The 12,451-nt window shown below is 54.7% G+C and carries 9 protein-coding genes; 6 read left to right on the forward strand and 3 right to left on the reverse strand.

Features of this window, described 5'->3' with window-relative positions; translation table 11 throughout:
* Positions 1-20 precede the first annotated feature (20 nt).
* The 5 genes from VJ109_RS05370 (at position 21) to VJ109_RS05390 (ending at position 5,530) form a co-directional block, all read left to right on the forward strand.
* On the forward strand, positions 21-641 hold the full coding sequence (locus VJ109_RS05370) for a DUF7509 family protein (RefSeq protein WP_324759630.1): 621 nt from the start codon (positions 21-23) through the stop codon (positions 639-641).
* A 188-nt stretch (positions 642-829) separates the two neighbouring features.
* A complete protein-coding gene (locus tag VJ109_RS05375; RefSeq protein WP_324759631.1) occupies positions 830-2,089 on the forward strand; it encodes an RNA-guided endonuclease InsQ/TnpB family protein in 1,260 nt (419 codons plus the stop codon).
* Positions 2,090-2,301: 212 nt separating this feature from the next.
* Entirely contained in the window at positions 2,302-3,288 is a 987-nt protein-coding gene (locus tag VJ109_RS05380; RefSeq protein ID WP_324759633.1) for an NAD-dependent epimerase/dehydratase family protein, read from the forward strand.
* 189 nt (positions 3,289-3,477) lie between these two features.
* Positions 3,478-4,524 carry an NAD-dependent epimerase/dehydratase family protein gene (locus VJ109_RS05385; protein WP_324759634.1) on the forward strand — a complete coding sequence of 349 codons (1,047 nt, stop codon included), beginning with the start codon at positions 3,478-3,480 and terminating at the stop codon, positions 4,522-4,524.
* Complete coding sequence (locus VJ109_RS05390; RefSeq protein WP_324759636.1) at positions 4,514-5,530, forward strand: NAD-dependent epimerase/dehydratase family protein; 1,017 nt, start codon at positions 4,514-4,516, stop codon at positions 5,528-5,530. Before VJ109_RS05385 ends, VJ109_RS05390 begins: the two co-directional genes overlap by 11 nt.
* A gap of 192 nt (positions 5,531-5,722) precedes the next feature.
* Here VJ109_RS05390 and cysC read toward each other — a convergent pair whose 3' ends face one another.
* Complete coding sequence (cysC, locus tag VJ109_RS05395; protein ID WP_324759638.1) at positions 5,723-6,343, reverse strand: adenylyl-sulfate kinase; 621 nt, start codon at positions 6,341-6,343, stop codon at positions 5,723-5,725.
* Positions 6,340-7,503: a sulfate adenylyltransferase gene (gene sat, locus VJ109_RS05400; protein WP_324759640.1), complete on the reverse strand. Its 1,164-nt coding sequence runs from the start codon at positions 7,501-7,503 to the stop codon at positions 6,340-6,342. Before sat ends, cysC begins: the two co-directional genes overlap by 4 nt.
* A gap of 560 nt (positions 7,504-8,063) precedes the next feature.
* On the opposite strand from sat, the gene VJ109_RS05405 reads away from it, so the two are divergent.
* Positions 8,064-9,848, forward strand: a complete 1,785-nt coding sequence (locus VJ109_RS05405) for an ABC transporter ATP-binding protein (protein WP_324759642.1) — start codon at positions 8,064-8,066, stop codon at positions 9,846-9,848.
* Between the two features lie 777 nt (positions 9,849-10,625).
* On the opposite strand, the gene VJ109_RS05410 is transcribed toward VJ109_RS05405, so the two are convergent.
* On the reverse strand, positions 10,626-12,353 hold the full coding sequence (locus tag VJ109_RS05410) for a carbamoyltransferase family protein (RefSeq protein ID WP_324759644.1): 1,728 nt from the start codon (positions 12,351-12,353) through the stop codon (positions 10,626-10,628).
* Between the last annotated feature and the right edge of the window lie 98 nt (positions 12,354-12,451).

Here is a 12,451-nt window from a genome sequence, read left to right on the forward strand (position 1 = left end):
AGAGCGGACAGAACTACTGTATGCCGGTGGAGATCACGCGAGATTTGATTGCCGATCGGCTGGGGAGTGTGACGTACGACCGGTTTCTATTCTATCTGATGGGTCCGTACAAATCGTTCAATCTCAACTACGTGCTCGACGAAGCGGAGCGCAGTGAAATCGATATCATGGACCTCCCGGGGCCGCTGCGCCGATTGTTCCAGAACAAGGAGACCATCGACGACGCACAAGCACTATTGCGGCGAGTACAAGGTGCACTGCGGACCGATCCAGGCGTCAACGCTTTTCTGGCACTGGATGTCGATGTGGATACCGACGAGGTAGACGCCGCCACACAGAGTATCGAATTCACGCGGTGTAGTAACGCGACTGCGTTCGTCCTCCCGTTCCTCGGACACAACTTCGGCGTCGGAGAAGAAGCGGGGAGCGTTCTGGAAGCGCTGGCAGAGACACACGGTGAACGTCTCGTGTTCGTTCACGAGAAAGACGTAACGAGTGCGATGATCCGGGCTGCGAATGCTCGCTGGGATCTCCGGATCGAGACCTACGAGACCGAAGACGAGTTGATCGACACGCTGCGGCGATTCGCGGGCGGTATCATGCATCGTGAGCGACGCGGCTCGCTCGATCGGTTCGAGTGAATGGCGGAGAGACCAGCCCGGTAGCAGAATCGGTCGTTCAGCACTTTCGAGGTGGAGCCTCCGGCCTCAAGGAGCGAACGGAGTGAGCGAGTAGGCCGGAGAGGAAACCGACAAAGTACGACACAACCGGCACACATCGGCAGTCCGACTCCCCAGTCTTTAAGCTCCGTCAGCCCTGCATCTGAAATATGGAGGTTCGGCGTACCGCATCCGTCAAACTCATGATTCCTGACAATCGCTGCGACGACCTCCACGAATCCGCCCGACAGTTCCTTCACTGCGCCAACCGTGCCGCCGAGTTCTGCTGGTCCGACCACTCGTACACCGAGTGTATCACAGCCAATACGACGGCACGCGATGCGCTCTATGAGGACCTCCGCGACGAAACCGACCTCACCGCGAACCTCGTCCAAGAGGCCATCCGACGTGCTGTGCAAGCAACCAAAGGATGTGTCGAACGGTGGAAACAGGGCAAGCGAGTGGGTCAACCGGAGTTTACCTCGTGGAGTATGGTCTACGACAAGCGTAGCGCCACCTTCTACCGGAACAAAGTCTCGCTCTCGACTGTCAACGGGCGTGTCGAGTGTGAGTTTGAACTACCATCGGACAGCCCCACGCCCTACGAGGAATACGTGCTGTCTGAGGAATACGAGTTTCGGGCGAGTACCCTCCAGTACGACGCCGTAGACGATGAGTTCTACTTCCACATTACCACACGGAAGTACGACTCCGACGGAGACGGGAGTGACGAAGCTGAGGTTTCGGTAGATACCGGGCACCAAACAGTCCTCGGCATCGACCTCGGCGTTACCAGTCTCGCTGTCTCCTCCACCGGGCGCTTCTGGCAAGGAGACGACTACGACCATTGGATTCGAGAGTTCGAGAAGCGACGACGAGAGCTACAACAGCGCGGGACACAAGCCGCGCACAACGCCCTCCGTCGCCTCGGGAAGCGTGAAGAAGCATGGCGGAAGCAGTACATCCATACCGTAGCCAACGAGATCGTCACGGAAGCCGTTGAGAACGAGTGCGACGAAATCGTGTTCGAGGACTTGACGGACATCCGGGAGCGGCTTCCCGAAGCGAAGTGGCACCACATCTGGGCGTTTCGACGCCTGTTCGAGTACGTCGAGTATAAGGCACCAGAACGGGGTGTCTCCGTGGAGCAAGTCGAACCGAACCACACGTCCCAACGCTGTTCTCGGACGGATTGTGGGTTCACACACGACGATAACCGTCACGGAGAACACTTCTGTTGCCAGAAGTGCGGCTACGAGGTGAACGCGGACTACAATGGCGCAAAGAACATCGGGCTACGATACGCCCGAAAGCGACAACACAGACTCCGTTCCTCGCCCACGTCGGGGGACGGAGACGCACCAGTAGACGTGCGTATAACTGGTGGGACGTTGAACGGCGAGAGTCACCAGCCTATTGCTGGGGACTGATTGCCGGGAGTCCACATCAAAGCCCCTCCCTCAACGAGCGAACCACGTATGCGGTGAGCGAAGTAGGGTGGGGTAGTTTACTGGTCGACAGTCGGTCGCTATTGGGTCGCCCGCACTAGCGCCCGACACCCTGACAGCCACGACTCGATCCGACGCCCGCCTCACAGCCGAACCCGACGGCTTTTTGTCGCTTCCCCGACCCGCTTGGAGTAATGAGAATCCTCGTGACTGGCGGTGCAGGCTTCATCGGCGGCCATCTCGCCGAGCGCTTCGCAGGTGACGGCCACGATGTCGTCGTCCTCGACAACCGGGACCCGTTCTACGATCTGGACATCAAGTCCCACAACGTCGAGATGGGACGGGCGGCGGCCGACGCCAGCGACGGCAGCTACGAGTTCGTCGAGGGCGACGTCCGCGACGCCGAGTTGGTCACCGACCTCGTCGCCGACGCCGACTACGTCTACCACCAGGCGGCCCAGGCCGGCGTCCGCCCGAGCGTCCAGAACCCCCGGAAGTACGACGAGGTCAACGTCGACGGCACGCTGAACCTGCTGGACGCCTGCCGCGACGAGAGCATCGAACGGTTCGTCATGGCTTCCTCCTCGTCGGTGTACGGCGTCCCGCAGTACCTCCCCTACGACGAGGAGCACCCGACGACGCCTGTCTCGCCCTACGGGGCTTCGAAACTCGCCGCCGAACGGTACGCCTGTGCCTACAGCGAGGTGTACGACTTCCCCGCCGTCGCGCTCCGGTACTTTACAGTGTACGGCCCACGGATGCGCCCGAACATGGCTATCTCGAACTTCGTCTCCAGATGTATGAACGGCGACCCGCCGATCATCTACGGCGACGGGACACAGACGCGGGACTTCACGTACATCGACGACATTCTGGAAGCCAACGTCACGCTGCTGGAGGAAGACGCCGCCGACGGCCAGGCGATCAACATCGGCTCGACAGACAACATTGAGATCAAGACGCTAGCCCAGGAGATCCGCGACCAGTTGGCGCCCGAGCTAGAGTTGGTCTACGAGGAGCGCCACGACGCTGACGCCGAACACACCCACGCGAGTACGGAGCGAGCCAGCGAATTGCTGGGCTACGAGGCCTCGCACACGATCCGGGAGGGTGTCTCGAAGTTTATCGACTGGTACCGGGAGAACCGTGAGTGGTACGAGCCGCTGGTGCGCAACTCCTGATCGTTACTGGAAGGCTTCTCTGACTGTATATTCATTCGACCGCTCTGCGCTCCAACCGAGTAAATGTCGAGCGCTAATGGTGTCGACTGTGAACGATTCGACGGGCGTCTCATCGTCGCTATAAGATTTTTCAGTGAGTGATAGCTACGCCGAGGGATTCAAGTCAGGTGATGAAGTACGTTGCTGACAATGTGTGCAGAGTTTTCGATCGATTGGGCCGATGCGACCGTCGCTGTCACCGGGGGTGCAGGGTTCATCGGCAGCTTCCTCACAGAAGAACTACTTGAAAGAGGCAGTTCGGTCGTCGTCGCTGACGACTTCTCACGTGGCAGTCTCGACAAGATCTCCGAGTTCGTCGACAAGATTGATCTCCGGCCGGTCGATCTGACGACTCGCGAGGGCTGTCTTCGCGCGACCGAAGGCGTCGACTACGTCTTCCATCTCGCTGCCAGCGTCGGCGGCATCCACTACATCAAACGAGAGAACATCGGCGGGCTGACCCCGAGTGTGCTCATGAACCAGCACATACTCGAAGCGTGTCGCACCAACGACGTCGATCGGCTCATGTTCGCGTCCTCCGCCTGTATCTACCGCCAGCAACACGACGACCTCAACCGGTTCAGCGAGGACCAGGCGATCCCGGCAGATCCCCACAGCACGTACGGGTGGGCAAAAGTACTCGGCGAGGTCGCCTGCCAGGCCTACCACACGGACTGTGACCTCGATACGGCGATGGTGAGGATATTCAACGCCTATGGCCCGCGTGAGAGTCTCGATCCGGACTCGGCACACGTCATCCCGTCGCTGTGTCGGAAAGTGATTAAGACGCCCGAAGGTGGTAGTATCGAACTGTTCGGCGACGGGAGCCAGCAGCGCGGCTTCATCTACGTGACCGACCTCGTTGAGGGGATGGTCCGCGCCATCGAACGGAAAGCGGACGGCGAACCCATCAACCTCGGCAACGGTTCGGAGGTAGTGACGATCAACGAACTGGCGGAGACGATCATCGAGATCAGCGGTAAGTCGCTGTCGATCGAACACGACCTCTCGAAGCCGACCGGGACGGACAAGTACGCCGCGGACACCGAGCGGATGGAAGCAACACTCGACTGGACGCCGGAGACGTCGCTAGAGACGGGCCTGGCAGAAGTCTACGAGTGGGCCGAGCAAACGCTGGCCGAATCCAAGACCCAAAAGACGGCCGCTACCGACGGAGGTGAGGCCGATGGACTATGAGAACGACACCGTCCTGGTCACGGGCGGTGCGTCGTTCATCGGCAGTCACCTCGTCGAGGAACTGGTCGCTCGTGGCGCCGATGTCAGGGTCGCCGACGACTTCTCCAGTGGCACCGAAGAGAACCTCACGGCCGTCGCCGACGAGATATCGATCGTCGACGGAAATCTCAAACACTGGGAGACTGCACAGCGAGCGACCGACGGCATCGACAGGCTGTTCCACCTGGCTGCGGACCACGGCGGTCGCGGCTACATCTCGAACTATCCAGCGAACTGTGCGACGAACATGGCGCTGGACAACATTGTCTTCGAGACGGCCGTCCAGAACGGCGTCAAGAAGATCACCTTCGCGTCGAGTGCCTGTACGTACCCGACCGACATCCAGCAAGAGCGCGAGCGACTGCGCGAGGACATGGTGAGTTTCGACGAGCGCGGGGGCGCATTCGCCGACGAAGCCTATGGCTGGGCGAAGCTGATGGGTGAGCGCTCACTTCAGGCCTTCCACGAGCAGTATGGAATCGACGCGAGTATCGTCCGAATCTTCACGGCATACGGACCTCGTGAAAACGAGACCCACGCTATCATCGCTTTGATTGCGAAGACCCTCGCCCAGCAGGACCCGTTCGAAATCTGGGGCGACGGCGAACAAACTCGAAACTTCACCTATGTGGCCGACATAGTCTCTGCCCTGGTTCGAGCCAATGAACGAATCTCCGATGCGACGCCGATCAACGCCGGTGTTGGGGATTTCATTTCGATCAACGAGGTCGTCCAGACAGTATTCGAAATCATGGAGTGGGAACCTGATGAGGTGGAATATTTGACCGACAAACCCGTTGGGGTGAAACACCGGGCTGCGGATACGGCACGTGCTCGAAAGCTGCTTGACTGGGAGCCCCAATACACGCTCCGTGAAGGGCTTCTGGAAACGATAGACTGGTACGTGAACAATCGAGACCGCGAACACGTCAGAGAGAATCTTGAATTACTCTTACATGAACGATAGTTCGACGAAATCATCATTCTGAAGAATATAATTCCCGGATCGGTTTCATCCCGATTGAAATCGTTACGCTGGATTATTAACTCGATGCTCGGCTACCATGTCTAAAGCGTCGCGTTCGTGAAACCTGATTTTGGAGGGTAGGAAATCCAATCCAGAGAAGTGCGAGTCAAGTCTGTGAACCAAGCCGGAGCGTTACATGTGGATGTGGTCGATGTCTCTCAAACGCTCTTTGATTTTTTCCTCCTCGTCCCGGGAGATTCGAAACTCGTACTCTTCTGCAGGAGATTGCAGGATTCCCAACTCCTGAAGTCGTTCCCAGAGATGATGTACGCTCGCATCGATACCTTCGACCTCGGTATTGACCACGATGTCGGGATTATGCGGTTCTTGGAATGGGTGGTTGACGCCAGTGAAGTTTTCGATTTTTCCTTCGCGAGCTTGTTCGTACAGATCTTTCGGATCTCGTTCGGCACATGTCTCGACAGAGCATTTCACGTAGATTAATACGAACTCTCCGTTCTCCTCGACAATCTTACGAGCCTCCTGCTGTGACTCGCGGAATGGCGTTATCATACCCGTCACGACGGTGATATCGTTACGATTCAGGAGACTGCAAATGTAGGCGGTCCGCCGGTTGTTTGTCGCACGATCTTGCTTCGAGAATCCCAAGTCAGGATGGAGGTTCGTACGTACCTCGTCACCGTCGAGGTTCTCAACCAGGTAGTCGTGATCCCGGAGACGCTGTTCGGTCCGTTTCGCCAGTGTGGACTTCCCCGCAGCGGGCAGGCCCATAAACCAGAGTGTGAAGCTCATGTTTCGACCCCTATCTGTTCGTCGACAAATATGTCTTCGCGTTGCATAAGATAGTCGGCCACGTCAGATCGCATCATTGTCTCAGGGGGGCGCTTGCCTCTACGGAGCGTGGCCCGTATCTCACTCCCACTCGGGTGGATTCGATCCGTGTCGTCGTGCGGACAGGTTTTAGTCGAGGCCATGCCATCACACTCTCCACAATAGAATGCGTGCTGGTAGAACAGTGGCTTGATACCAACATCTCCGATCTTGTCGAAGATTTCCTGTGCTGCGAACTCACCGTAGTGTTCGCCAACGCCGGCATGGTCGCGCCCGACGACGAAGTGAGTGCAACCGTGGTTCTTGCGCACGAGCGCGTCGAAAACGGCCTCTCGCGGTCCGGCGTATCGCATCTGGCACGGAAACGTCGAAAGCGCAACGATTGACTCGGGGAAGTACGCATCTATCAGCGACTGGTACGCGCCAAGTAACGCGTCATCCGTGTAGTCCCCGGCTTTTTTCTCTCCAACTTTTGGGTGGATAAGAAGGCCGTCAACCCCTTCGAGTGCTGTCTTCTGGAGGTATTCGTGGGCACGATGGGGTGCGTTTCGCGTCTGGAATCCGGCGACGCGATTCCAACTGTTGTGTCTGAACAGTACTCGAGTCTCTGCAGGTGTCAACGCGGGTATATGTGAACGGGGCTCTCCGAAAACGGTCACGTCACCCCCCACCAGAAACTCTTCTCGATCGAACAGACGAGCGACCCCCGGATGATCCCCATCGGTTGAGCCGAACACCTGCCTGGCTGTTTTGTGCTCGTTGTATCGGTAGACATCTGCTACCTCAAGCACACCGATGAGTTTCCCTGAAGGCGATTGTAAGCCAACCTGTTCTGAGACGGGTAACGCCGAGGCTGTTTCAGCGTCGATATCTAGAATCACAGGCAACGGCCAAACTGTTCCATCTTCAAGCATCAGGTCGTTGACTACCTTCAGGAAGTCATTCTGGGTAAGGAAACCGGTAAGAGGACTGTACCGGCCGAAAGCGACGTTCCAGAGATCCTGATACTGCGGTTCAGAAAGATTGATAATCGGACCGCCGTCAACGCGCGAGCGTAGCTCCTCGGCACGTTCACCGCCGGCTCGACGGTCAACCAGCTGGCCCCCGTGTGGCTCGATCATTATCAGTAGTTCAGTCATCCTATTGTTAAACGTTTCACCACTATTCCCACGGTTGATAGTTGGGTTCGAACGACTTTTATTTCCGATATAGATACACGAACTATGGGAACGATCTCACGGATCCGCGAGCGGTTAGGAGAAGTGGCGACGGATAGACTACGCTCCTCATGTACTGAAATACTCGTTCGCTCAGGAGTTCGGCGACACGTTTTCCAAGGTTGGGATTGGGACAGCACCAGCTATTAACCAGAGTTGTGCCTATTTTCCGAGCGGCAGTAAAAAATAGGAAACATCGCCGGACAAGGTGGAGACGCGTACGTTCGAGAAGGTCGCTGGCCGACATGAGCTTCGTCGAGACGCTCCGCCCCCAATACAAAACGAGAGCATCCTGACCGGAATCCAATGAACAGATATCTTAAGCGGGTATCCCCTACCGTCTGTACAGAACAAACGATAGAGTGAGTAAGAATGTCAGCTGGTCTAGAACGTTTCCGTGATGAATCGCCTGTTTGTATGATTGTAGCCGTTTGATTATGAGATATAAAATAGCGAATTAAATTATGGTTGACAATATTTCAATCAGAAAAAAGCTAAAAGTACTCTGGATTACCGTCTCCTATAAGCCTCTGTTTACCGCAGGGATCATTATTCTGAGTATCGTGGCAGCCCTGTTCGAAGGGATCGGGCTCGGTTTCATCATCCCGATTATCGATATTGCTCAGAGTGGTTCTGAAGCAAGTGGAGATGGGACAGTCGTGAACTTGTTCAGCAGAGGATATGACTTGCTCAACATTCCGTTCACACTAGAGACCGTAATTATCGGTGTCGCCGTTGTTATTACTCTGCGGTACACGATGAGCTTTCTCGCCTCTTGGCTTAGTAGCGCTCTACGAACGCACTATATTGGTGAATTTCGAACCCGTGCTTTCGAAAACGCTCTGCACGCTGAAGTGAGTTATTACGATACTCAAGGGACTGATGAGATCCTTAATACAATTATCACTGAGTCATCATACTGTGGAACCGTTATCAAATCGCTTGTTAATTTTATACAGCAAGGGTTTTTAACGCTAGTTTACGCCGGGATCGCGTTATACATCTCTCCAGTAATGACAATCGCTGCAGCCGTGCTGCTCGGAGTCATGGTTCTCGTAGTTCGTTCAGCACTCGAGTCTGGGTATCTTGTCGGAGATCGTGCAGCGGAAGCAAACGAAAGCGTTCAAGAATCGATCCAAGTCGGTACTCAGGGAATCCGAGAAGTGAAGCTCTTTAATCTCCAGTCCGAGCTGCTTGATGATCTAATTGAGGCAGTTGACCGATACGTAGCAGAGCATATCCAGGTCAGACGGAATAAAGCGGCTATCAGCAATGTATATCAGTGGGGAACGGCTGTAACTATGTTTGCCGTAATATATACATCAATTAGATTCGCGAACTTATCACTGTCAAGTCTTGGCGTGTTCTTATTTTCAGTCTTCCGCCTTGCTTCACGAGTAAGTACGCTGAACACCATAGTGTATACCCTTGACAGCAATCTTCCCCACTTCATGCGGGTTGAGAACTTTATTGAAGAGATGGAGAATCAAAAAGAGGAATACGTCGGATCATATGAATTGCCTGAAGTAGTCGAAAGTTTGGAATTCGAGGACGTTTCGTTCCATTACGAGGAGAAACCGGTACTTAAGGATATCTCGTTCAACGTTGATAGGGACGAGTTCGTCGCATTTGTCGGGCCATCCGGCGCTGGAAAGTCGACAATCGTATCATTACTGGCAAGATTATATACACCAAACTCGGGCCAGATATACGCCAATGACGTTCCCATCGAAGAATTCGATCTCTATGAATGGCGGTCTCGAATCGCGGTTGTTCGACAGAATCCGGATCTTTTTAATGATACCCTCCGATCTAACATCACTCTCGGTAACCGCGATGCAACAAATTCTGAGATCAAGCATGCATGCAAGGTCGCACAGGTTACTGAGTTTCTCGACGACTTACCCGAGGGATTAGGAACCCAACTCGGTGACGAGGGCGTTCGCCTCTCTGGTGGCCAGCGCCAGCGAGTCGCCATAGCTCGAGCACTCCTGAAAGATGCAGACTATCTTTTGTTAGACGAAGCAACAAGCGACCTTGACGCTACACTAGAGGAGAAGGTCCACGCCGGGATCGAATCTCTGGAATACGATCGCGGTCTGATCGTCATCGCCCATCGTTTGTCCACGGTGGTCAGTGCTGACCGAATTTACACTATGGAAGACGGCCGCATCGTTGAAGTCGGTAGCCACGACGAACTTCTTAGGAACGAAGGGCTGTATGCAAACCTATACGCCACACAACCCTGAGTTTGATGAGCGATCGAATAGAAGGTGTCCACGAATCATGGAGCGTGAATACTAGCAGAACCGATCAATAAATCCCGTAAGAAACGCTTTGAGAAGATTAAGCGGTGTAGGATACGTTCGTTCTCTTCCAACCACAGTTGGGAGGCCAACCGAGCACTATGGCGACTGGTCTGGAAACTGTTCCTGTTCAGATGCTACCAAACGACCCTGCTTGGTGTCGGCGATATCTTTCCGCCAGAATACCACGAGGCAAGGGGTCAACACGTACGCGAGAGGTATTATGACATCCTGATTGGACAGTGTGATCCGTCGTTCGTCGTCGATTTCGGTTCGGGACAGGACGTTTTTATTACCTCTACTTGAGGTATAGAATTAACAAGATGAAAATAAAACAAAACGAACTGACCGAATTATTATTGTTGGCTGTACTGACCTTGATCTCTGCATCAAGCTACTCGAACACTTGATGGAGTACGACGCACTGCTGTCCAAACGATCGCAAATGCGGCTCCAGTCGCTGTGGTATCAACCGTACGCCAAAGTCAGAGTTGAACATACCACGTCGATGAACAACCCCTCCCAGTATTCGTGGGTCGAGCGCTCCCACTCGTATTGGCGGGGCAGTCAGTCAACCGCGAAACGTGGCTGAGAAGCTTCAAACACTACACCCGTGACGGGCCAAACCAGCGCTAGATGGACTCGCTTCTGCTAAGGAGGTATTGAACTATATAGTGTTATTATATACCACCTTTATAATCGGAATAATCAATAATTCGATTAGTTCGTGAACTCGTCTGTTTTTTCCACAACTAGGTCTCCAAGAACGAGCATGTCTAGTCCCATATTGTAAAAATCCTTGATTGCGTCTTCTGGAGTGCGGACGATCGGTTCACCGTGGTCATTGAACGAAGTGTTGAGCAACACCGGAACTCCGGTGATCGTCTCGAATTCGTCAATAAGGCTGTAGTACATTGGGTTCTGCTCTTCTGAGACCGATTGGGGGCGAGCCGTGTTGTCACCAGGATGGACCACCGCCTCAATTTCATCAATATGTTCCTCACAAGCATCGAACGTTTTGATCATGTAGGGTGCCGGTTCGTCATTCTCGAAGTACCGTGACATGGCTCCCTTGTGCAGTGAGGGAGCAAACGGGCGCCACTCTTCACGGTGTTTCACGTCCCTGTTGACTCGGTCGCGCGAAGCCGTTGTTCGTGGATCGGCGAGGATACTTCGGTTGCCCAGCGCACGCGGCCCCAATTCGAGTCGACCCTGGAACCAGCCGACGAGGGCCCCATCTGCAATCGCATGCGCTACTGTCTTTTCGAGAGCATTCGGACACGAGTAGGGGATTTTCTTCTCTTGTAGTCGTTGTTCAATCGTTGCTCGGGAAAATTCAGGTCCCCAGTAAACAGTGGACATCGGAGCCACCTCATCCGGAGTGTAGTCAAGCAAGGGACCACCCAGTGCCAGTCCAGCATCGTGAGCAACGGGTTGGATGAACACTGCCTCTGTCTCGGGCATCTCCATGATCCGCTTGTTCATTTTACAGTTCAGGGCGACACCACCGGCCAAGGCCACATTCTCTGTCCCAGCCTGGTCGAGGTAACGCCTTGTCATCGAGACAGCGATCTCCTCCAAGATTCGCTGGGCAGCAAACGCAAGATCTTTTTCCCAGTCGTCAAACTGTTTCGGCGTCTGAGTGCGCTCGCGGCCCAAAGCCCGCTCCAGTTTTTCGACCCCCTGCTCAACCCCATCTTCAGTGAGCGCTGTGACATCGTAACTGGCACCGACATCTATCACCGACCGGAGAGCGTGGAATATTTTTTCATTTTTTCTCCCGTACGGAGCAAGTCCCATGACCTTTCCTTCACCGTTAAACTGATGATAGCCCAGAAATTCGGTGACGATAGCGTAGAACTTCCCAAGACTGTTGGGGTTCTCGTATGTTTGTATCCTATCAAGTCCGGATGGTGTCCCCCTCCAGACGACCGTACAATCGTGGTCACCGATCCCATCAACAGTCAAGACGAGCGCCTCATCAAACGGTGAGAGGTGGAACGCGCTCGCAGCGTGGCACGCGTGGTGCGCTCGCGTCTGAATCGGAGGGACTGGCGTCCCGATCATTGACAGTCGATCTCGAACGAGATCGATTGCCCCCGAACGTGACTGAATGAGCTTCCGCATGACCTTCCCTATCTCAGCTGCCGAGTCTCTAAATGAATCCGATCGGCGGGCCGCCCTGGGAAGTATATAAGAGAGCTGTTTCCGGTAGAGTCCGGGCTCGTACGGTAAAACCACCTTTGAGATATCAGAGAGTATCAAGTCGCAGTGGTCAAGGCAGTCCCGAATCGCGTGAGCCGGGAACTCACCGGGAGCATGTTTCCGACGACCGTGTCGTTCTTCTTCAACAGCATAAACGAGGTCAGCGTCATTAAAAATGGCCGCGCTCGGGTCATGCATCCCGAAGTGGACCGTACACGGCTTGAACGAAAGGATATAATCCATACCCCCAGGTGATCGGTTCCTAAATTAAAACTTGTGATCAGATTTTCATCGTCTACAACTGGGGTCCTCACTCAATCATACCTAATAAGTCGAAGGCG

The sequence above is a fragment of the Haloarcula montana genome, assembly GCF_035666295.1.
In the GTDB taxonomy this organism is placed as follows: domain Archaea; phylum Halobacteriota; class Halobacteria; order Halobacteriales; family Haloarculaceae; genus Haloarcula; species Haloarcula montana.

Coding starts and splice junctions, on each gene's coding strand:
- VJ109_RS05380 (WP_324759633.1), top strand. CDS start 2,302: ATGAGAATCCTCGTGACTGGCGGTGCAGGCTTCATCGGCGGCCATCTC.
- VJ109_RS05375 (WP_324759631.1), top strand. CDS start 830: ATGGAGGTTCGGCGTACCGCATCCGTCAAACTCATGATTCCTGACAAT.
- VJ109_RS05385 (WP_324759634.1), top strand. CDS start 3,478: ATGTGTGCAGAGTTTTCGATCGATTGGGCCGATGCGACCGTCGCTGTC.
- VJ109_RS05370 (WP_324759630.1), top strand. CDS start 21: ATGCCGGTGGAGATCACGCGAGATTTGATTGCCGATCGGCTGGGGAGT.
- VJ109_RS05390 (WP_324759636.1), top strand. CDS start 4,514: ATGGACTATGAGAACGACACCGTCCTGGTCACGGGCGGTGCGTCGTTC.
- sat (WP_324759640.1), bottom strand. CDS start 7,503: ATGATCGAGCCACACGGGGGCCAGCTGGTTGACCGTCGAGCCGGCGGT.
- VJ109_RS05410 (WP_324759644.1), bottom strand. CDS start 12,353: ATGGATTATATCCTTTCGTTCAAGCCGTGTACGGTCCACTTCGGGATG.
- VJ109_RS05405 (WP_324759642.1), top strand. CDS start 8,064: ATGGTTGACAATATTTCAATCAGAAAAAAGCTAAAAGTACTCTGGATT.
- cysC (WP_324759638.1), bottom strand. CDS start 6,343: ATGAGCTTCACACTCTGGTTTATGGGCCTGCCCGCTGCGGGGAAGTCC.